This window comes from Bradyrhizobium cytisi (genome assembly GCF_008123515.1).
GTDB lineage: Bacteria > Pseudomonadota > Alphaproteobacteria > Rhizobiales > Xanthobacteraceae > Bradyrhizobium > Bradyrhizobium cytisi.
The window spans coordinates 41225-62450 of record NZ_VSSR01000087.1; the positions used below are offsets into that span (position 1 = coordinate 41225).

At 60.1% G+C, this 21226-nt stretch carries 19 protein-coding genes and 2 pseudogenes; 4 read left to right on the plus strand and 17 right to left on the minus strand.

The features are described 5' to 3' along the window. Window positions 1-3 precede the first annotated feature (3 nt). The 8 genes from FXB38_RS38925 to FXB38_RS38955 form a co-directional block, all read right to left on the minus strand. Window positions 4-267, minus strand: coding sequence for a VirB3 family type IV secretion system protein (locus FXB38_RS38925; protein WP_148756206.1), 264 nt, complete (start codon window positions 265-267; stop codon window positions 4-6). Next, window positions 267-593, minus strand: a complete 327-nt coding sequence (locus tag FXB38_RS38930; protein WP_430640214.1) for a TrbC/VirB2 family type IV secretion system protein — start codon at window positions 591-593, stop codon at window positions 267-269. Before FXB38_RS38930 ends, FXB38_RS38925 begins: the two co-directional genes overlap by 1 nt. Further along, window positions 590-1510, minus strand: a complete 921-nt coding sequence (gene trbB, locus FXB38_RS38935) for a P-type conjugative transfer ATPase TrbB (RefSeq protein WP_187435455.1) — start codon at window positions 1508-1510, stop codon at window positions 590-592. Before trbB ends, FXB38_RS38930 begins: the two co-directional genes overlap by 4 nt. Window positions 1511-2189: 679 nt before the next feature. Continuing rightward, window positions 2190-3485, minus strand: coding sequence for a C4-dicarboxylate transporter DctA (dctA, locus tag FXB38_RS38940; protein ID WP_187435456.1), 1296 nt, complete (start codon window positions 3483-3485; stop codon window positions 2190-2192). Between the two features lie 539 nt (window positions 3486-4024). After that, window positions 4025-4735, minus strand: coding sequence for a hypothetical protein (locus FXB38_RS44980; protein ID WP_347340265.1), 711 nt, complete (start codon window positions 4733-4735; stop codon window positions 4025-4027). 3 nt (window positions 4736-4738) lie between these two features. After that, window positions 4739-5239 (minus strand): TlpA family protein disulfide reductase, encoded by a 501-nt coding sequence (locus FXB38_RS44985; RefSeq protein WP_347340266.1) that lies wholly within the window; start codon window positions 5237-5239, stop codon window positions 4739-4741. A 223-nt stretch (window positions 5240-5462) separates the two neighbouring features. Next, window positions 5463-6896, minus strand: coding sequence for an MFS transporter (locus tag FXB38_RS38950; protein ID WP_148756207.1), 1434 nt, complete (start codon window positions 6894-6896; stop codon window positions 5463-5465). Then, window positions 6859-7515: a hypothetical protein gene (locus FXB38_RS38955; protein WP_246230475.1), complete on the minus strand. Its 657-nt coding sequence runs from the start codon at window positions 7513-7515 to the stop codon at window positions 6859-6861. The genes FXB38_RS38950 and FXB38_RS38955 overlap by 38 nt, the downstream gene beginning before the upstream one ends. A gap of 906 nt (window positions 7516-8421) precedes the next feature. On the opposite strand from FXB38_RS38955, the gene FXB38_RS38960 reads away from it, so the two are divergent. Then, the gene (locus FXB38_RS38960) at window positions 8422-8631 is read left to right on the plus strand and encodes a hypothetical protein (RefSeq protein WP_148756208.1); all 210 of its coding nucleotides are present in this window, start codon (window positions 8422-8424) and stop codon (window positions 8629-8631) included. Between the two features lie 648 nt (window positions 8632-9279). On the opposite strand, the pseudogene FXB38_RS45210 reads toward FXB38_RS38960, so the two are convergent. The 7 genes and pseudogenes from FXB38_RS45210 to FXB38_RS38995 form a co-directional block, all read right to left on the minus strand. Next, window positions 9280-9741, minus strand: a pseudogene (locus FXB38_RS45210) (SDR family oxidoreductase); the annotation flags it as partial. A 946-nt stretch (window positions 9742-10687) separates the two neighbouring features. Beyond that, the gene (locus FXB38_RS38970; RefSeq protein ID WP_148756210.1) at window positions 10688-11107 is read right to left on the minus strand and encodes a CopG family transcriptional regulator; all 420 of its coding nucleotides are present in this window, start codon (window positions 11105-11107) and stop codon (window positions 10688-10690) included. 13 nt (window positions 11108-11120) lie between these two features. Continuing rightward, on the minus strand, window positions 11121-13100 hold the full coding sequence (locus FXB38_RS38975; RefSeq protein WP_148756211.1) for a conjugal transfer protein TraG: 1980 nt from the start codon (window positions 13098-13100) through the stop codon (window positions 11121-11123). Window positions 13101-14378: 1278 nt separating this feature from the next. Beyond that, window positions 14379-16106, minus strand: a complete 1728-nt coding sequence (locus FXB38_RS38980; RefSeq protein WP_148756212.1) for a relaxase/mobilization nuclease domain-containing protein — start codon at window positions 16104-16106, stop codon at window positions 14379-14381. Window positions 16107-16347: 241 nt separating this feature from the next. Next, window positions 16348-16941, minus strand: coding sequence for a lytic transglycosylase domain-containing protein (locus FXB38_RS38985; protein WP_246230479.1), 594 nt, complete (start codon window positions 16939-16941; stop codon window positions 16348-16350). 305 nt (window positions 16942-17246) lie between these two features. Further along, a complete protein-coding gene (locus tag FXB38_RS38990; RefSeq protein ID WP_246230483.1) occupies window positions 17247-17726 on the minus strand; it encodes a S26 family signal peptidase in 480 nt (159 codons plus the stop codon). A 26-nt stretch (window positions 17727-17752) separates the two neighbouring features. Next, a complete protein-coding gene (locus FXB38_RS38995) occupies window positions 17753-18217 on the minus strand; it encodes a DUF2840 domain-containing protein (protein ID WP_148756215.1) in 465 nt (154 codons plus the stop codon). Between the two features lie 343 nt (window positions 18218-18560). Here FXB38_RS38995 and FXB38_RS39000 point away from each other — a divergent pair, with 343 nt between their 5' ends. Genes FXB38_RS39000 through FXB38_RS39010 form a run of 3 tightly spaced genes read left to right on the plus strand, consistent with a single transcriptional unit; the run spans window position 18561 to window position 19591 of the window. Then, window positions 18561-18887 carry an IS110 family transposase gene (locus FXB38_RS39000; RefSeq protein WP_148756216.1) on the plus strand — a complete coding sequence of 109 codons (327 nt, stop codon included), beginning with the start codon at window positions 18561-18563 and terminating at the stop codon, window positions 18885-18887. 57 nt (window positions 18888-18944) lie between these two features. Then, window positions 18945-19289, plus strand: coding sequence for a transposase (locus FXB38_RS39005; RefSeq protein WP_148756217.1), 345 nt, complete (start codon window positions 18945-18947; stop codon window positions 19287-19289). After that, window positions 19286-19591 carry a hypothetical protein gene (locus FXB38_RS39010; protein ID WP_187435454.1) on the plus strand — a complete coding sequence of 102 codons (306 nt, stop codon included), beginning with the start codon at window positions 19286-19288 and terminating at the stop codon, window positions 19589-19591. Before FXB38_RS39005 ends, FXB38_RS39010 begins: the two co-directional genes overlap by 4 nt. A gap of 587 nt (window positions 19592-20178) precedes the next feature. Here FXB38_RS39010 and FXB38_RS39015 read toward each other — a convergent pair. Both FXB38_RS39015 and FXB38_RS44255 read right to left on the minus strand, forming a co-directional pair. Next, window positions 20179-21081 carry a replication initiator protein A gene (locus tag FXB38_RS39015; protein ID WP_148756219.1) on the minus strand — a complete coding sequence of 301 codons (903 nt, stop codon included), beginning with the start codon at window positions 21079-21081 and terminating at the stop codon, window positions 20179-20181. A 3-nt stretch (window positions 21082-21084) separates the two neighbouring features. After that, window positions 21085-21226, minus strand: a pseudogene (locus FXB38_RS44255) (DNA-binding protein); the annotation flags it as partial.

Below are 21226 nucleotides of genomic sequence, written 5' to 3' on the forward strand. Positions count from 1 at the left end.
ACTCTAGGAGCTGAGGTGGCTTGGAATGCGGACGTGCCGGCGCACGACTTCCACGAAATCGGGATCGCGTTTTGCGGCCCAGACGGCGGCCATGTGGCCCACGAACCAGAAAAGAAGGCCGGCAACCCACAGGCGCAGCCCAAGACCGAGTGCAGCCGCTAAGGTGCCGTTGGCGATCGCCACGGCGCGCGGCGCACCACCCATCAGGATCGGCTCGGTGAGCGCACGGTGCACGGGCGCTATAAACCCTGCGACAGGCTCCTCCATCAGATCACCACGCCGCCGCCGAACGAGAAGAAAGACAAAAAGAAGCTTGATGCGGCAAAGGCGATAGACAGACCGAACACGATCTGAACCAGGCGACGAAAGCCACCAGACGTGTCGCCAAATGCGAGCGATAGCCCGGTCACGATGATAATGATGACGGCGATAATCTTGGCGACGGGACCCTCGACCGATTGCAAAATCTGATTGAGCGGCTGCTCCCACGGCATGTTTGAGCCAGCGGCCCAAGCCGGGACACTGCTCAGCCAAAGGGTCACAATGGCCGTGGCCGGAATGCTGGCGCGGCGGAGAGAGGAAGGCATCGTCATGACCGGTCTCCAATTGCAGATAGGATGTAATCACCTGATGCTCCTAAGCCGGTGACGCGGGCGAGCTCGCTCAAGCGGCGTTCGGCGCCGCGGCCGCTGAGCACCGCGATCACGTTGATTGTTTCGGCGATAAGCGGCCGCGGGACTGTGACGACAGCTTCCTGGACCAGTTGCTCGAGCCGGCGTAGCGCCCCGATCGCCGTTCCGGCATGGATCGTGCCGATTCCGCCCGGATGTCCTGTGCCCCAAGCCTTGAGCAAATCGAGCGCTTCGGCTCCGCGCACCTCACCAATGGGAATTCGATCAGGGCGCAGACGGAGCGACGAACGGACCAGGTCGGAGAGCGAGATCAAGCCGTCCTTCGTGCGGAGCGCCACGAGGTTTGACGCCAAGCACTGAAGCTCACGCGTATCTTCGATGAGAACAACGCGGTCAGTCGTTTTAGCGACCTCGGCGAGAAGGGCATTGGTCAGTGTCGTCTTGCCGGTCGAGGTGCCGCCGGCGACCAGAATGTTCTTGCGCGCGCGAACTGCATCCCTCAATGCACCGGCCTGATCCGGCGTCATGATGCCGACCGCGACGTAATCCTCGAGGCTGAACACGGCAACCGCCGGTTTTCTGATCGCGAATGTTGGCGCGGCAACGACCGGCGGCAGCAGCCCCTCGAACCGCTCCCCCGTCTCAGGCAGCTCGGCAGAGATCCTTGGGCTCCCCGGATGAACCTCGGCACCCACGTAGTGAGCCACCACGCGAATAATTCGCTCTCCATCAGAGGGGGATATATTCTCGCCAGTATCCGTAAGGCCGCTCGACAGTCGGTCGATCCACAATCGGCCATCGGGATTGAGCATCACCTCGACGATTGCCGGATCTTCCAAATATCCTGCGATCGCAGGCCCTAGCGCGGTACGCAGCATACGCGCTCCGCGCAAGTTCGCTTCTGAATCAAAAGAATGGATCGCCACGATTTGCCCCAAGCTGCTGAGGCCGCTTCGGCGCCTCATCTGGAGGCAAATAAAAGCTAGGTCCTGTATTACCGCAACAAAGGGGATATGCCGTTCGTAGCCTAGCGTAGAAGAAGAAGCATTTGAAAAGAGCTGGCTTGACGCGCCGACGGCGAGGCGAGAAATCAGCAATGACCAATGATCCGGCGTTGACTATTTCTACGCCTCTCGCGGTAGCGATGTTTGCTCAGGCTCCGTTGCTTCTCCTGAACCACTGTCGTTCGCCCACGTGGGCGCGATTGAGATCCCGCATTTTTAGGAAAGCTCAACCCGGGGATAATGAACCACACCAGCCGGCGGGCTGCCGCAAACACCAATCCGAAAGGCTGGTCTGGTACACCACCCCGAGTGTCGCACCCCCTGCAGGACCATTTCTTCCAAATCAGGCCGGCCGACTACTGCACGAAAATTGCCAACGCAAAATGCAGGAGTTCAAAAGAGCGATTTCTAGTCCGCAATTGCAGCAAGTTCTGGAAATCTCAACGCCTTTAGCTGGCGCTCCCGAACAGGATTGAACCGCGACTTTTGCTGGCCCGCGGCATTCTGTTGGCGACGGTATTGGCCGTCGCAGGGCCGAGCTGAGCTCGCTCATCTACTTGAGCTGCGCGTGTAGCGAGACATGGTCGAGTTCGCCTTCCCACCAGGACACAAATACCGCGGCAATACCGTTCCCGATAATGTTCGTAAGCGCGCGCACCTCGCTCATAAACTTGTCGATCGAGAATACGATCGCAATGCCCGGGACAAGCTCAGGACTGACGACCGTCAACGTTGCGGCCAGGGTGACGAAGCCAGCACCGGTAACACCGCTTGCGCCCTTCGAGGTGAGCATTGCCACAACCAGTATCGTGAGCTGCTGGCCGAAGTTGAGATCGACCCCGAGCGCCTGCGCGATGAACAAGGTCGCCAACGTCATGTAAATGTTGGTCCCATCCAAATTGAAAGAGTATCCGGTCGGCACCACTAGGCCCACGACCGGCTTGGAACAGCCCAGCCGTTCGAGTTTTTCCATCAACTGCGGCAGCGCGCTTTCGGAGGACGACGTTCCGAGCACGATCAGCAGCTCATCCTTAATGTAGACGATGAACTTTAGGATAGAAAAGCCGACCAAGCGCGCGATCAGGCCAAGCACAATGAGCACGAAGAGCCCGGCTGTCACATAGAACAGCGCAACCAATCCGATGAGTTTACCGAGCGCGGAGGGGCCGAATTCGCCGATGGTGTAGGCCATCGCGCCGAACGCTCCGATCGGCGCGGCCTTCATCACGATCCTAATGACACCAAACACCGCCTGCGCAGCATCGTCAACCAGACCGCGCATCCGCTCACCCCGCTCGCCAAGCGCCATCAGCGAGAACCCGAATAGGATGGCAAACAGCAGCACCTGTAGCACGTCGCCTCGCGCCAGGGCGCCAACCACGCTATCAGGAATGATATTGAGGAGGAAATCGACCGCCTTCTGCCCTTCCGCCCTTTTGACGTAGTTGGCTACCGCCGCGGCATCAGCCCTGGGAGCGAGCCCATGACCGGCCTGAACGAGATTGCCCATCACGAGACCCAGGACGAGCGCGAAGGTTGATACGATCTCGAAGTAAAGCAGCGCCTTGACCCCCACTCGGCCGACCTTTCGTGCATCCTGAACATGCGCAATTCCGGACACAACAGTGCAGAAGATGATCGGCGCGATCACCATTTTGATCAGCTTGATGAAACCGTCACCAAGCGCTTTGACCCAGCTGCTCGTCCCCACGCCAGGCCACAACCAGCCAACGAGAATGCCAATCAGGATCGCGATGAGTACCTGGATGTAAAGAACTTTGTACCAGGGGCCAGATGGCTGGAACAGGGCGGCGGCTTTGGCAGAGCGGCGCTGGCGGTGAATGTACATCATGCTCGACCCAGCGCCGTGGTATCAAAGAGGGATGACAATGAAGGTACGGCTTCGCTCAGTGTTCCTTCGGTGCGGGGCGCAGGGGAATCTGACCGCTCCAGATGCCCCCGTCCATTGCGGCGGATTGGCGCCTCTCCCGAATCGGCTTGTGGTCGACGCGAAGCGAAGTTCTGAATCGCTTCTGAGAGCAGCGATAGAAACTTAAGAAAGCTTCCTTGAGAGCTGGAAAGCATCAGCGTCACCACCCATTTCTATCTTTTTTGGTTGTTCGAAGATGCCATCCAGCATCTTCGAGGACGCCAACCTTAGCAGCCGGCGACCACTCTTCACTTCGGCAGGCACTCTCGCCGCTATCGCGCCGGAGCGCGACGAACCTTGAGAAAACATTCGCCATAAAGAACTTGTGGTGGTGCGGCCTCGCCTGCGTTTACCGGCTCGCTCCTCCTGTCCTCACTTCATATGAATGCCCCGACATTCCCAATAGGCATCGACTTCGATCCCAAAACCACGGCCGAGAAGATGGCAAGCAGCATTGCTCACGCTGCCTCCCTCGGCGATCTCGGTTCCGGTTTCTCGGGAGCCGTGTTTTGCGCGGCAGAACAACACTCCTCGTAACAAAGCTTCTCACTCCTGTAGCTCGCCAAAGCCTGCAGAGGGCACTGCACGACATCCCGTTTCGCTACATCCGAGGCAGGCGCTGCATCCAGCCACGTCAGCGCCACCTCGACCAATTCGATCGCGCGATCCCTTCTAGCGGTCTCGTAATAGTACTGAGCGACCGCCCCGTACGACAGGAACTTCGCGCCATCGCTGCCTTGGGGCGGATTCGCCGCCAGGATGTGTTCGGAGAGGTCCTTACCCATGGCAAAGCGCTCGGCATGTGGGAAACCGGAGTAGTCTTTCGCGGCGTCGAACAGTTGGCGGATGGCCACGCTCATCCAAACCACCGATTTCTTTTCGATCGCGTCGCGAACCGATTGGTGCAATACCGGCAGGCCGGCCCCCATGTCGCGTATCTTGTGAAGCAACAATTCCGCATGAAGCCCACGGAAGGTGACCTCATCCGGCATCGCAGCGAGTGCCTCCTCAACCGCTGAAAGGGCTGCCGCCCAATCCTTCCTCTTCATGGCGGGTTCAAGTCTGGCAAAGATCGGCTCCACCGGCGCTTGCTTCTGCGATAGTTCGCGCTTTCTGCGTCGACCCGTGTTTATCCTCGCCGTATCCAGCGCTTTGGCTTCATCGCTCACTGCCTAGGAGCCTTTCATAATTTTGGGCAACGCGTTATCGAGTTGCGTCGAATGGCCGATAAAGGCGAAGCGGCCGTCACGGTCGACCACGAATGACGTGGGAATCCCGACAGAAAAGCTGGGATCCATCCAAAGCTTGTTCATTTCACCGGCGTAGTCGAATGCGATCGCGTAGTTCAGATTTGGCACGCTCTTTGTCAACCAAGCGTCCAAGCTGGCTCGCGCTTCATCTGCTGTCGAAGCTTGTTCGTGAGCCGCGATGCCCACCACCTCAACTCCATTGTTCCTGTATTTGTCTTGCAGGATCACCAAATTTGGCATCGAGGCGATACATGTTCCGCACCACGTCGCCAAAAATTCGACGATGTATACTTTCCCAGGCTCGAACTTTGTAACGGGCTGGCCACGTAGCCAGTCCTCAACTTTGATCGAGGGGGCCCGCGAACCGACGCTCAGCACGTTCGCCGCACCGACTTGGCTTGCGCTCTCAGTCACACTGGTCATGGCTCTAATTCGCTTTTCCTGGCTCTGCGGAGAAAAATAGCAAGTCGCGTGCCAGCCAGCGCTCATTGATATTGCGCATTTTTAGTATCATTCCTGTCGACCTTGCGACGCATGTCGCATATCCGACCAGCTGTTTGGAGCTTCTCAGGCAATCAGTCGGCCGGACGTTCTTGACGCGCCTGTAGACCGACGAGGCGGGAAGTCAGGCTCCGCAAGGCCGAGTTCACCACTCCACATCTTCATCGGCTTCCAAAATGACCATTTCGGCGCTCGGGATCACGACCTGAACTGACCTGCTTTGGTCCGTCGACTTGCGCCTGAGGGCGATCTGAGTTTTCCAATTCAACTCTTTGAGCCAAGGGGCGATGAACCAGACCAGGGCGGCCAGCTGCAGCAGCACATTGATACTGAACGCCGTCTGATACGCGATTGAGGGGTAGTGTCCGTCCTTTGCCGGCCATTGCTCGAGAATTAACCCCGTCCCGTACTGGACCAGGAAAGCCCACCCGAAATGCAGAACGTTGAGCACGCCGTTTGCGCGGGCGATCAATTCGGCCGGAAAGTAATCTCCGATGATCGCGTAGCTGAGGGCGATTGCTGATCCGACCACCGCCACAATGATCCATGACGGTAGCGACAGGAAAGGTGGATGCAAGATCAGCGCGAGTTCGGCTGCAATGAACACAGCAGCTATGATCGCGAGCAACGTTTCAATGTTCTTGCCATGCCGGCGCAGCGAATCGGCGACCCCACCGAGCAGCAATGCGCCAATGCTTAGGGCTACCGCCATGACGAACAATTGTGTGACAAGGCTTGTTCGATCCAACCCTTCCACATCGCTCAGCCAAGACGCTGCCCACAAGGACTGCAGGGCCCATGCGGATCCGATACATGTTGAAGAAATCGGCGCAATTCTCCAGAACCGCCCATCCGTATAGACGGTCTTCAGACTGACTATCCCTGGAGGGCTCTTCGTAGCTGCGTCTTGCTCTGGAACTAAAAAATAGATCGCAGCGGCTGTGGTGGCACTGGATACGGCAAGCACCTCAAATAGACCGCGCCAGCCTATCCAGTTAAGCAATGCCTCCGCTGGTGCGGTTGCCGTCACCGCGCCCAGTGCACCCAGCATGATCATATAGCCGTTGACGAGCGCCACGCGCTCTCTCGGAAACCAGAGGACAATTGTTTTCAGGCCAGACATGAGGGAAGCTGCGGTGCCAAACGCTATCATCGTGCGACCAAGCAAAAGCGACAGGAATCCGCTCGATAATCCGAAAAGCGCAGCGCCTGCGGCGGCCAGCAGCAAGAGCGCACTTTGGACCCGGCGCGGACCGAAGCGATCCAAGAGCATGCCTAGCGGGATCTGGCTGCCGGTAACGATCAGAAAGTAGATCGAGGTCAACAGACCCAAATCGGCCGTACCAAGCTCCAATTCAGAGGCGAGGCGGCCACAAATGAGCGTATTGATCATCCGAAACAGGTACGAAAGATAATATCCCGCGGCAAAGGGAAGGAACACGCAAGAGATGATCCGCCAGCTCCAAGGCCGGTTGACCGGCTTTTCGCGTGATATCTGCTCAGTGGCATCGCTACGCGTGCTTCTCCGAGCGCGGCTATCTTTAGCAAAAGGCGTTTGGCAACTGTCGAAAGTTGACATTGCTGCCGCCCTCCTCGGCGACAGCACACACTTCCGATTTTTTACCTACGTCCGCCACACGGTGGGCTTCTTGTTCAACTGGCGCCCGTGCAAGCGCGCCTGACGCCCCGCCGCCCATTTCAGACCCGGATCGGCTCGAATTTGCAACGCGATCAATTGTCTCCTGCAGCAAGGGCCGGCCAAGCCGTACCCGACGGTCGACCTGCTCGGCAAAGGCCTTGAAGCGCTCAAGCCCGAGTACGCACGCCTCGTCCTGCTTTGATGGCGGCATCGGCGGCGTCAGCGTGAGGTGGTATCGCGCATGGAGGGCCACTATTTCCGCGATCATCGCGATGTCCGTACGCAGACTGAGCACCTGCTCATTCGTTCGCTCGATAGCCTCGTAAACAAGACCCTCTATAGACGGCGCCGGATCCAGGAAGCGCTCAAGAGCCGCCTCTACGACGACGCTCTTGCCCATCCCTGGGCGGTCAGTCGCGGCTTCAAGTCGCTGGAAAATGCTCTCCGAAACTTGAATCGTGATCTTTCTGGTCCGCTGAGCTTCGCTTGGGCTCGGCTGCGCGTCCACCTCAGCTTCATTCCGACTTGAGCTCGGTTCTTTCCGGCGCTCACCGCTCATCTGCATACTCCAGCTTCCTTCTCTCTGCGACTGCACACCGCCCGAGCTTGCACGCGCGTGCTCTGGATGTTCGGTCAAAGCGATGAATCGCCCTGCGATATCGCACGACAAAAGGGCCGAGACCGCATGCCGCTTCAACCGCGGGAACATCCTGGTCGCAGTCTGGCGTACCGAAAGAAAGAAACGGCAGACTCCTAAAGACAAGCGCCAGAGCTCACGTGCTAGCCTGTTGTCCCTCTAGACCAATCAGGTCGCCGACAGACGAGCGATTTCGCGGACGGTACCTGCACCCTTGCTTGAAATCGAAAAAGCTACCGATCGGACAAAGAAGTCCAGCGCGACCTAGACGGCGCGCTCGCGCCGCGACGTCGCGAACGACCGCCGCGGATGCGCCGGCATCATCCCTTTCCGCCCAATGCGCCTCATACCAAGCGCACCAGCTCATGCGCGCGCGACGGAATACACCTGCCTTGTCGATTTCCGGTATGCACAACCGTTCGCGCGCCGCGCGCGAGCCCCCTCAGGATCATCGAAATGTATCTGCTGGCACCGGCGCGACCACTCACTTGTCGGGAGGCTTCAGGGGACTGTCGGCCCCATTTGCGGACGGCTGGATCGCGCAGCGGGTCCCCCTCGGTGTGGCTGCAGACGTAGCGCTCCTTGTGCCCGCTCCCGCCAGCCAGGAGATTCGTCGGTCCCCCGCACTCCGGGCACCTTCCGGATCTGATGCAGGACTGCAATGTGAATTGCCGCTGCCGACGGCGAGCTTACTTGCGCCAGATCGGCTGCTACAGGCTCGTCGCAGAACATTCTGCGACGGGCCCACCCTGCTCGCCCGCCTTGACGTTGGAGCCGTCTATGTACTTAAATGTGACCTTGGTAGCGTCGAGTGGGGACACATCATGGATGTCGAGTTCTACAGGCTTTGCACAGCGAGCCCGCGATCTGGCCGATAAGGCCGACCCATACACGCGAAAGCGGCTTCTGGTGCTGGCCGAGAGATACGATGCCAAGCTCGGCAAGCCGTCGCCGGCCAGCCGCAACCTTCAACGCACGCTGCCGCTTCCCCGCACCGTGCCAGCCGTGAGCTCCGTCTCAGATGCTGGCGAGGCTTGACGAAGAGCGCCGGCTGCGACGTCTGCTGCGGCAGCAGGCATCGACCCTCGCATGGGCTCCAAGGCGCTGGATTTTCCAGGGACGATACACGACCAACACCTGGAAAGGATGCGCACCCAAACCGGAGTGAGCATGCCGGATGTCACGGGTCGACCGCCCTCACCGCACTTCGGAAGCACTGCGGTCGCCGAGCATCTTGCCGGTGGAGGCATTCGCCAAATGGACCGACGAGCATGCCGGACAACAACCGGCAGATGACTGTCGGGACCGATCTGCTCAAGTCCTGTCAGCAGGTGCTGCACGTGTATGCCGGTGCGCGGGCACCTGAAAAGTACTGATTGCTCCATCTGGCCAGCATAGGCCTGGATGCTGCGCCCTGAAACTGCGGTTGTTTACTGAGGGCGCGCCCGCACCTCCCGGAGCACCGTGCGGCGACAGTAGTGAATCTTTGATGGCGTCTGGAGGGGCTGGTTCGAGCACACCGGCAGGGATTGTTGGACTCAGGGCTGCGTGCTGCGTCCGCCATCGACAGCCACGTCGATGCCGGTGATGTACGATGCGTCGTCGAAAGCGAGAAAAGTCACCCGTCGCGATCTTCCGCGGCTTTCCGAAGTGTTTCGCGGATATCTGCTCCCGCAGGGCCTTTCCGTGTTCTTGCACGCTGACCTCGGAAATGCCGAGCCTCCTAAACGGCGGGCCTTCGATGACGCCCGAGCTCTCGGCGTTTACCCGGACGCTTCCGCGGATCAGCTCGGCGCCAAGCCTTCGCGTGAAGTTGCGCCGTACAGCCTTCGTTACCGATACGGTCGATGTGGCCGCGATTCCGGCCTGATCGGACAAAGAAGACGTGAAAACGATCGCGCTGCCGTTGTGCATCAGACCCAATGCCTTCTGAACGTCGAAATAGGATCTGCGGAAATTGACGTTCAAGACGTCAAAGCTCTGCTGCGTTGCTTCCGCGAGCGAGCCGAGTTTCGCGATTTCGGCATTGGCATCGAAATGAGCTATGATCGTTTCGCGCATTCCTTCGAAGCGGGATAGCCGGCGCGAAAAGCGGCAATAGCTCCCTGTCTGGATAGCTGCGCAACGCCCTGCAGGACTTTGGCTCATGACGCGTTTTTCCTTCGCTTGGCTTATGCATTGAGGGATAAGGCTTTCTGCCCGCTGTGTGGGTAGTCGCGTCGGCTACTGCCGTAGTCGAATGATGCGCCATCATGTGGTACGTGGCGAAGTGGCCGCTCTTGCTGGCGATCCTGCCATTCTTGCGAGTGACGTTGCCCTTCTCACGTTGGGAAATCAGCTGCATCTTGCACCGCTTGGCGATCAGAGGCATCGGGACAAGCTTCCATCCCGTGGCCTTGCGCAACTCTGCTTGCGTAACGCCGTCTGGTCGCAAGGCGAGAGAGAGCTGATCAGATTGATCTTGGTGTGAGGATGCTTGGCCATCGTCGCAACCCGGGGGAATTGGGCCTCATTGAACGGCTCCAAGCCAATGTGCTTCTCTTGGCCCAGTTGCCCCTTTCATCGAAAGGGGACGATTTAGTTCGCGTCCCTTTTGAAGGCCGAAACCTATTGCAGGCGGTCTCAGGCACCGCCTGATTGCTATCTGACGTAAATGGATCACGTCGCACCGATCGCTGATCTTTGGGTAGTGTAGGTTGTCGCATTTTTCGACATTGTGTTCGCGAAGTCAGGCCGGACAATGTGGATTGCTAACACAGAGGACCTGCCGTGCAATCCGCAAAAACTGGTAGGGGCAACCATTAAGAAGACCTTGCGAAGGCTGGAGAGGCTTGCGCTTGCTCAAGCAAGCGGCGTTACTCAATTGAGCGGCAGCTCGGATGGAGGCCGGACCTCGTCTCAACTCGCTTCAGATTTCAGCATTGATGTCATGCAGCCTGCCCCCTCAGATATCTGCCGTCGACCCTGATCTAACGCGCTCGCTCCGTTCGATTTAGCCCTATCCTTGTTTGCGGCCGAAATGTACTCGGCGCGATCACCCTCGCAAATTCCCTTGTAGTCCTGCATCGTCCGCCCGCTCCGGCGGTTGATCGAATTACTCTGGAATTTCGGCGTTCAAATCGAAGCTCACCTCTTTCAGAACGGTTGATCCGCTGGAAAGCCTTCGGCCGAGTGCTTCAATGAACCGATCATAACGTTCGGCGCCTTTGGCTCGGGCGGCTGGACTAGACTGTTCCGGTAACGCCGGCACCGACGTCAACCAGAAGCGGATGAACAGGGCGAGCGTCTCCAGCATGATGGTGTCATTGCGTTCGAGACGTTCGAGCAGCCGCGCGATCCGATCCAGCCGCTTGGCAACAACCGCCTCGCGTCGGTCGGAATCGTCAGGAGAGAGAAATGACGCGATCGCGGCCTCTGCGACCAGCGACTTGGGCTGGCCACGACGCTCTGCGAAGACGTCAAGCGTTCTGAATGTCTGCGGATCAAGGTAGACGCTGAGCTGAATCTTTTTCACCAATTTAGCCCGCTCACAGGTCCATGCCATCGTCAGGGTCGAGGCTGGTCGCTCGCGCTACTCCCTGCATTGCGCGGCTTAAGGCTTGTGCCTGGACCGCATCTGCGTCGGGCTCATCGGGACCAGCATCGAACTCATGTTCCGCAAGGGGTGCCTTGATTTCGATCTCCTCGTGCTGCGGCAATTCTGGCTCGCGCCGCAGCCCCCCATTCGGATCGCTACGCTTTCGCTGCCGAGGCGCAACCAATTCGATCGAGGGTGCAGCGCTTGGGTGCCCTGACCAGTCCTCATCCGGGCGCATGGACAAGAGAATCGTTCCTGTGTTAGCGGGCTTAAAGATTCGCTTCTGAAATTGCGGGTCCTCATAATAACGAACCTTGGTGGCGCGCAGAGGGTGGAGGCCCGAAACCATCACAATCGCCTCTTTCGATGAGAGCTGCATGACTTCGCCGGGCGTCAGGAGCGGACGGGACGTTTCTTGCCGACTCACCATCAAGTGTCCAAGCCAGGGGCTTAAGCGATGCCCGGCATAGTTTTTCATGGCGCGCAGTTCGGTCGCGGTCCCCAGCGCATCCGAGACGCGCTTGGCGGTGCGTTCGTCATTCGTGGAGAAGGCGATCCGGATGTGGCAATTGTCGAGGATCGCGTGGTTCGGCCCATAGGCGCGTTCTAATTGATTCAAGCTCTGAGTAATCAGGAAACTGCGAATGCCATAACCAGCCATGAAGGCAAGCTGGCTCTCGAAGAAGTCGAGCCGGCCAAGGGCTGCAAACTCGTCGAGCATCATGAGGAGCTTTTGGCGGCGCCGGTCGGGATCCAGGCTCTCCGTCAGGCGCCGCCCGATCTGATTGAGGATGAGCCGCATCAAGGGTTTTGTGCGGACGATGTCGGATGGCGGCACGACGAGATAAAGCGAAACGGGCTGCGGCCTGTCGACGAGATCGCGAATGCGCCAATCGCTCCGCGCGGTGACCTTGGCGACGACCGGATCGCGATAAAGGCCCAAGAAGCTCATTGTGGTCGACAGTACGCCCGACCGCTCGTTCTCGCTCTTGTTAAGCAGCTCTCGCGCAGCTGAAGCGACGACGGGATGAACGCGATCACCAAGATGAGGCGTCGCAAGCATGGCATTTAGCGTGGTCTCGATCGGGCGGCACGGGTCCGAAAGGAATCTGGCAACGCCGGCAAGTGTCTTGTCAGCTTCAGCGTAGAGGACATGCAGGATAGCGCCGACGAGCAGAGAATGGCTGGTTTTTTCCCAATGATTGCGGCGCTCGAGCGCCCCTTCGGGATCGACGAGGATATCCGCCACGTTTTGGGCGTCTCGTACTTCGCAATCACCACGGCGAATCTCAAGAAGGGGATTGTAGGCGGCGCTAGCCGCGTTTGTCGGGTCGAACAAGAGTACATCTCCAAGGCGCGCGCGCCATCCCGAGGTCAACTGGAAATTCTCGCCCTTGATATCGTGGACGATCACCGAGCGCGGCCAGGTCAACAGAGTTGGAACGACCAGGCCGACCCCCTTGCCCGAACGGGTAGGCGCAAAGCAGAGCACGTGCTCAGGTCCATCATGGCGAAGATATCGACCATCGAAACGCCCGAGCACGAGGCCATCGGCGCCTAGCAGCCCCGCCCGTTTGACCTCGCCCGTATCGGCCCAACGCGCTGATCCGTAAGTCGTGACATCGCGGGCCTCATGCGCGCGCAAGACCGAAAGCACCATCGCTGCGGCGACTGCCGCGATCCCACCACTTCCGGCGATGGCACCCCCCTGGAGGAATATCGTGGGGGCGTAAGCGTCGAATTCGAACCACCAGATGAAGAAGGCAAACGGCTGGTAGATGGGCCAAGTCCCTAACCTGAACCAGGCCGGTCCAAGCTGCGGCTGGAACGCAAGCTGATAAGCGGTCCATTCGGTTGCTGCCCACATGAAGGTGAACGCGATCAGGCAAACCAGGATCACCTGATGCCAAATGATTTTTGTCGCAGACATGGCTTGCCGATATCGACACCATCGACCTGTTCGCTACAATCAGAGGCTTACGTTTCTCGTAGTCGCGCGCGCCCTAGCGAAGGGATCGGAGGGTGAGATCAGGAAGCGGCGTTTGGGCCGAGAATGTTCGCTCGGCCTAGAACAGGTCTTCTCAAAGAACCGTCTTAACCAGCTTCGCGTGATCGGCACTTGGATGTTGAGAAAATCAACTCGTACCACGCTGTCGCTCGAGGCGAACCGGCCGGCCTTCGCGAAGCGAGGCTCCGGGTTATGGATGCCTGGAACGCTAGCTCGCGTCTCCCCTAAGCTCCGCGCCCGATCAAGAGAGCGTGCGGCGTGGCTATTGATGAGGCGGGCGTTCGCGGATTGAATCGGCGTGAGGCGGGGGCTCGCGGAGTACAAGAATCATGGGGGGGGGGGCAGCCCGGCAGGAGCTTATTCACCGGCGAGACGATAGTGCTGGGCCGACCTTCATCGAGATACTCCCGCACATCGGCATCGAGCGAGTCCCTCCTCCAGCCGGTCGGCTATTGCCGCCCTATTGTTTTGGCCAGCCAGATGCTCGGATGTTGCACGTCAGCTCTTGCGGTCTCCCTGGAAGGACAGGCGACTAGCGTTTGCCAAATCCTCATTGCGCGAATCGGTTGCAGTTCGCCTATCCTCAAGCTGGCTTGCCGGACTTCCGATTGCTCGCCGGCCTGCGTACACGGATAACCTCGCGCGAATGCCTCCATAGTCGAGCAGGTTGAAACCGTTATTCGCCCGCTCCATGACACCCCACAACTGTGTACAGCAAACTTGACTCTGGCGAACGGGAAGGCGGTGAGCGAAGCGGCGGACTCTTCTGCAGAGCATCTGACCATCGGCATCCGGACCAGCACGCACGGAAGTACTGGACTGCGATCACGCCACAGCCAGACACCTTCCGATCACTTCAAGATCGAAAGTCCCATGCCGTTTCCGCGACACGGGATGGCCATGTAGATTCGAAGGGTCCGGCTAGCCGATTTGGCCGATGAGAGGCTGACGAGTCTCAGCAAGCTTACGATGAACGGCGCATTTTTCCACACAGGTGCGTCCAGTCGATGATCGAGCGCCACCAAGGTCGAGGGAACCCGGAGGCGATAAAGAGATAGGTCCAGAACGGTAGATCCTCCATTTGCCATTCGCTGCTCACTGTCGCTCCTCTCCCATTTTTCCGTCTTGACCAGTCCACACGGGGGCAACCAAGTCTCGCCCGCCCTGCAATCGGGCGCAGTGCAGCGCCAGGACCTCAGGTCAGAGCGATAGGCCACGCTTGCGCCCGAAGTCCCAGTTGACGCTGCTTGGACCGGCGATGCCGCTGACCTGTTTGCCCAATTCCCGCTCGAGCGAAGGCGACCAGGGCACAAGCTGAAAGCCGAGGCCGTTGTCGATCATCGCGAAGCGCCCCGAGGCCAACGACAGGCGCCGACGATAAACCCCCGAAATCTGCTCGCCTGCATCAGATGGCAAGTGCGGAAGGCCCGTTTCCTCCGTGAGGCGTCGTGTGACGACGTCGAGTTCGCGATCCCGGAGGGTGTCGACCAGATTGCGGCTTAGCCGAACCTTGTTGCCATCGCGCTGGGCGAGCCCTTGGTCGGCCAACACATCGATGCGCTGTTCGAGTGCCGCACGAACCTCGGCGCCAAACGCATTGCGGGAGAGCTCGGCAGGATCTCGCGCGACGAGCTGCCGGTCTAGCCACGTGGCTCCGTCCGCCGCGACCTGCTGGTCCAGAACGAGTTCCGAGCGAACCGCGAGCGCAATCCGTGTCCGACCACGGGCGTCCGCAAACCGGCGCAGTTCCACAATCCCGCCGATCGGCCCATCACCGGCCGCCTCGAGGTCAGGAAGCTTCACGTGATGCACGCGCCCGTCAATCCCATCGACAATGGCAAAGGCGGTGCCATTGAGCTCGTCATCAAGCCCGCGCGCGATGAGTCGGCCGACGATCGGTTCGCCATGACTTTCGCCCTCGAGTGCCCAGGATGCGAGGGCGCGGCTGGCGCCGTCCCGCGTGAGGCTTTTGTGCAGCCGCTTGATGATCTCACCGCGCTCGCCAAGCGCGCGCAACCTCGCCTCCGCATCGGCGGCCAGGACCCAGACCGCGGGCCCCGCAGGTTCCGCCAAGCCGAGCCGCTCGAGCGTCCTCATCCGCCCGATCCGAATTTCCCGCAATGGATCGCGCCCGGCATCCCGCTCTAACCTCAAATCGATGACGCCGTCCGCCGTCCCCGCTTCCCGGGCAAGCGCCCGGTCGAGCCTGGTCCAGCGTTCGGCTGTCATGTCCGCCTCAAGGCTCTGGCGGATCTCGAGCTCCGAGCGAGGGCCAAGTTCGCGCGTGACAAGGTCGCTGGCGCGGGCGCGTAGGCCCATAGCGATATAATCGCGACTGATGACGAGGTCGGCACCGTCATCCGTACGGCCCCGCACGAGGATGTGAATGTGCGGATGCTCGGTATTCCAATGGTCGACCGCGACCCAGTCAAGCCGTGTGCCAAGGTCGCGCGAGGCCTGGTCCATCAGCTCCCGAGTGAAGCTACGCAGGCTGTCAAGTTCACCAGCATCATCAGGCGAGACGATGAACCTAAAATGATGGCGGTCACCCTCGCAACGCGTGACGAAGGCGCGACCGTCCGCATCGTCCCCCGCAGCGTCGAATAGTTTGCCCGGAGCGCCGTCGCGCGTGACCCCATCGCGCTGCAGGTAACCGATATGGGCGCGCAACGCGCCCGGCGAACGCGTCCGCCGCACCACCCGCGCCTTGACCATTGCGCCCCGGGCGCGGGCGTTGAGAAGCCGCGCCGCAGCGATGCTCGCGGCGCGGCCGCGTCCAAATTTACGGCCATGGCCATGCTTGCCGCGCGAGAGGCCGCCGGCCTTCTGAGCGGCTGTGAGTGCCTGCGCCAAAAAGGGCTTTGTCCGGGGCGCGCGCGTGGAACGGATACGGCCGGGACGGATCCGAAGATCATCGTCACGCGTCATTCCGGCTGCCGCAAGGTACCGAAAGCCGTGTAAGAACAGCGCCTTGGGGAAAGATGAACCTTGCTCTGAGTCCCCGTAATGTTTACTTGATCATTGAAATCGATACACTTTCTCGCACAACCGACCGGCCGCACCTTGCGGCTTTTATCCTGCCCTCGCCGGTCGGCTCCCCCCTGCTCCCTCCCGACCATTCTCAAAGGTGCGAGAACCTTAGAGGCCATGCGACGAACTGCGATTGCTATCATGGCAACTGCACCTTGACTGATCGATGCACAAACAGCCCCGTCGCGCGAGGTACGATTGCAGTGGCAACCGCTTTAGTCGCTGGCGTCGACGAATTCATTGTGCGCACTCCTGGTGCACAGCTGTCGGAAACGGATGAGCTGCCGCATCGATCAACAAAAACTGGCGCCTGCTGCCACAGGACGACTCGTCTGGCGGCCGAACCACCGTTCTTGCGCTGCTCAAGACCGCTCAATGGCGTTATTCTGGCTACATAGGTCTGCGTTTCATCTGGAAGGGATCGGCCTTTCGTCAAATGCTCCTCGTACCGCTTCGGTCCCGCATTGTAGGCTGCAAGAAACCCTCCCGATCCGAACCGGTCGAGCATCTCGCGAAGGTACGCTGTCCCAGCCATAATGTTGTCGTGCGGATCAAACGGATCGATACCAAGATCGTGACGGGCGCTCAGTTCGACCCAAGTCGCGGGCATGATTTGCATCAGCCCGAGCGCTCCCTGGGGCGATATGGCGTGCGTATTACCGCCACTTTCGACCTGCATCACGGCATTGATCCAACGCTCCGGGATCGCGAACCGATGGGAGGCTTCGGTCACGAAGGCCGCGTATGCAAGGCTAGGAAGCAGGGTTGTGTATTGCGCAGCTGGTGCGCGCGATGCGAGCTCCGCTCTAGCGGTCGAGGGCGGTCCGAACGTCAGCAGAATTCCCAAAGAGCAAGCAGCGGCCCCACATCCCATTGTGCGGACAGCCGCCAAGTACAACGTTTCTCCCAGCCGGCCTCGAGGCCGCCCGATCCTGCGGCAATGCGCGCCGATTCTCGAGAAGCTGGCCGAGACGGAGAAACGATGTTGCGACCAGCCGCATGGAGAAATGACAGGCCAAGAGGGGAGATCCGGCATTGTCACTTCTCTCTGGTCCACACCGGGAGCGCTCGCCCAATGACGGCCGATCTCGGCAGGGGGCCGAAATATCGGCCGTCTAGCGAGTCCGCGGACTGCCAGTTCATGAGAAACACTTCGCCCTCAGCAATGACGCGGCAACCCTGCCAGACCGGCAAGGGTCGGCCGCGGCGATCGCGCTCGCTTGCCTCACCCATCTGTATGCTGTCGACAATGATCGTGAGGCCCGTTCTGCAGACGCTTTGGCCAGGTAGCGCCAGCACGCGCTTGAGCATTGGAAGACCGCTCGGCAAATAGCCGTTGAGGTCTAGAAAAGTCGCGAGCGGGTCTGGCGCTCGAACCGCCACGAGCTCAGTGACGTACAACCGTCCGGCCTCTTGCAAGCGATAGAGGCCGATCGGAACGCTGTCCGAAGCATTCCAGATGTACAATGGTGAGGAGTTGTTGATTGGCCAGAGCGCGAGTATTGTGGCCCCACACATCGCAAGAATGTTCCCAAGCCGTCCCATCAGAGTGCCATCCTGCGCCGATGAAGCCACGCCTGGTGGCGTGCACGGGTATAAGCTCGTGGCTTTTCGTTGACGGAAAGACGGTTGTGGGCATGATGCCAATAGTCAGGGGCTACATCGGCAGGATCGATGGCAAGTGACTCCACGGCGTCGATCAACTGCAGAACGCGCTCGACCTTTGGCCAACCAGCTAATCGCAGCAGGCTTTCGCCGCCGGGACTGACCCAAGGCACGGTTGAGTATCGCTGCCCTGGCGCGACTGCGCGCAAAATATCGATCCGAGACAGGATGGTTCCGAAGTCGTTGGACGTCCAGCGCACGAAGGCGAAGATGCTGCCGGGCAAAAATGAGAGAATGCGCCGGTGATGGTCAACGATCTTTTCTGATGCAGGTTTACCGAACCGGATTCGATTTTCGATCCGCTTCTCGAGCCACAAGAGCTCAACAGTTGTGAGGTCGCTCACCTGACTGCTCCATATTGTTGAGATGGATTTTGGCGTGCCAATGATGCGCTTCGCTGGCACCGCACGAAGAGCCTTGGCGTCGGCAGGACGGCTGCAATGATGCTTCGATGGATCGTGGTCGCCGATGGCTTGCAGCAGTCCTGCTGCAAAGGACTACGTCGGCGAGGCTCCAATCCGTTAGAAGGAATCCGAAGCATTGCAGGTTAGCCGAGGTAGTGACTTGTGTCCTCTCGCCGGCGGGATTGCGGAGATGATGCTTCGCGACTGTCCGGGAACGGAGCTGGCGGCGCGTTCCGGCGGAGAATGGTAGAGACGAACGACGGAATTTTGTGCAGGGCTCGACGTGTCGCTGCAGGCTACAAATGTTTGCGTGGTGGACGGCGACGGCAACGTCGTCCAGGAAGCGACGCTCGAGGCCGATCCGGACTCGACTAAGCTGTGTCTCGCGGAGTGGACACTCCAGCGGAAGCGCGGCGGGCTTGAGGCGTTGTCCTATTCTGCCTGGCTGTTCACGGCTTTGAGCGAAAAGGACGTTCCCGTGATCTGCATTGAGACCAAGCACGCCAAGGCGGCGCCGAACGCGATGCTGAAGAAGACCGATCGCAACGACGCCAAAGGCATTGCGCAGATGGTGCGGACCGGTCGGTTCCGTGGCGTCGACGTCAAATAGGAAGGCGCGCAAACGGTGCGAGCGCTGCTGGTTGGGCGCAAGGCGACGCTCGGCAAGGTGCTGGACATGGAGAACATGATCCGCGGCCTGTTGCCTCCGTTCGGCCTCAAAGTCGGCGAGATCTCGGTCGGCCGTTTTGACGCGCGGGTGCGCGAGATCGTTGCCGGAAAGAGAGAACTGGAAGCGATCGTCGCGCCGCTGTTGGACGCCCGAAGCGCGATGCGGCTGCAATTGGCCAAACTGCACCGCCTGGCGCTGGTGGCGGCGCGCAGCAACAGCGCGGTGCTGCGGATGATGACCGTCCCCGGTGTCGGCGCGCTCGTGGCGCTGACGTTCCGCGCCACCATCGATAATCCGGTGCGATTCAAGAAGTCGACCAATGTCGGCGCCCATGTCGGGTGACGCTGCGGCGCTATCAATCCGGCCAGACCGGCCGGATCGGCAGCATCTCCAAATGCGGCGATGAGCTGACGCGAGCGATGCTGGACGAGGCGGCGATCGTGATCCTCACGCGGATCCCAAAGGACTTCAAGCTGCGGCTGTGGGGCCTGCGGCTGGCCAGGAAGAAGGGTCTGAAGCGCGCGGCGACGGCGGTGGCGGTGGCGCGCGCGCTCGCCGTGCTGCCGCACAAGATCTGGATCGATGGCGCGACCTTCCGGTTTGGCGCCGGCGGCAAGCGCGGCCGGGTCGCTGCGGCGGCTTAAGGGCCTCCGCGACCCGTCAGCTTCCACGCGCGCCTTGTCCTTCCGCGATGGCGGAGCGGCGTCTCCCGAGCAGACGGGGATGTGGGTGAGATCGCAACTTTTCTTGCCGGCGGCTTCATGGACACCTTTGAAGCCATCAAGTACGGCGCTGGTTAGCCTGACCGTCCATTCTCCAGATTCCGGCATGTGGTGGCGGCCGTGCCAACCACGGACGTTAGCGAGTTCTCCTCGAGGAGCGAGCTGCCGCAAGGGAATGCGACGAGCGTGATGCGGTGATGCCGATGCCGGCGATCGCGTAATTTTGCGCGCGACGGCGCTCGCGCGCGCATATTGGAAAACAGATTCGCATTGCAGGACGGTTTTGCGCGTGACAGAGTGGGCGCATGAGGCATCCTCGCTGCATGCACGCCCGACTTGTTCACAACGCACTGATTCACAACAAGAAGTTAGTGTCAGTACGTTAGTAAAGTTACGGGAGCAGGAAGTCTTGGCGCCGCAGAACCTTAGCTCTGATTCCGGTCCTCGATAGCACGAGCATCGCGTCCCCGATGGCACGAGGGTTCTGGTCCCTAATAGCACGAGCGAATTCACAGCTTATCCCCCGCAGGGCTGATAACGCCACGCTTTCGCAGCCGCTGCGTAGGCGGGCTGATCGGCACGGGTGCGAAATTCAATCGTTCTTCGCCATTCAGGTCGTGTGTGATAGCCAGCCGATAGCCCGGCAAGGTCTGATGATGCACGATCTGGCGCAGGTCGTAGGCGAAGTGCTTGAGCGGCGAGAGGCTCCCGGACTTGGCATGCAAGTGCACGAGGCCGAAGCTCCAGCCGCCATGCTGATGACCCCCGTGCTTGCGGACGAGGCGATAGAGCCAACGTTCCAGTCCACCGGTCAGATCGAAATACGCGCGGTCAATGGTCAGCACGAGCGATTCGTTTAGAACGCCCGTGTAGAACCAATCGGGTAGGATCAGCTCAATCCCACGGGCATGCCCGTGCGCATCGCTTGTGTGTTTCCATTCGTTGATCCAGGAGAAGCGGTGCCGCCGCCGTTCTGTCGGCTGCCGGATTGAGGTCATGACGCTGGTTGATTGCAATCGGTCGAGCGCAGCCTTGAGGCGGTCGTAGTCGCGTACGCTGGTGCCGCGGCCGACGAAGGTCAGGATCTCGTAAGGGGTCGCTGCCATCAGCCGGGACGTTTTCAAGCCGGCGTCACGCGCCTCGACAATCTGCGAGGCAGCCCAGATCAAAACGTCCGCGTCCCAGATCGTCGCCAGGCCATGTTCCGGCACCGCTTCGACACGGATGGTGATGGTGCCTGCGCGGAAGTCGATCGGAACGATCCGCTTCGACTTTGCCAGCGAAAAGAATGGATACGCCATCAAGTCTTGCGCGTCCCGTGGAGCGAGATCGCCAGGAAGCGCGCGAAACAGATCGAGTTGGTCGCGCTCTGACCGCCGCCTCCCAGCTGCAGTTGAGTTGCTCTCCGGCATAGTTCAGCGCCGCTCCTTGCCCGCATACGGAATCGGTGTGTGCCGTTTCGCGGGCAGGACTGTGCCTGCACCAGGATCGCTGGTGGACGTTTTGGCGCCTCGGTCAACCCACGCCGTCAGGTCTTCGAGCGCATACACAACGCGA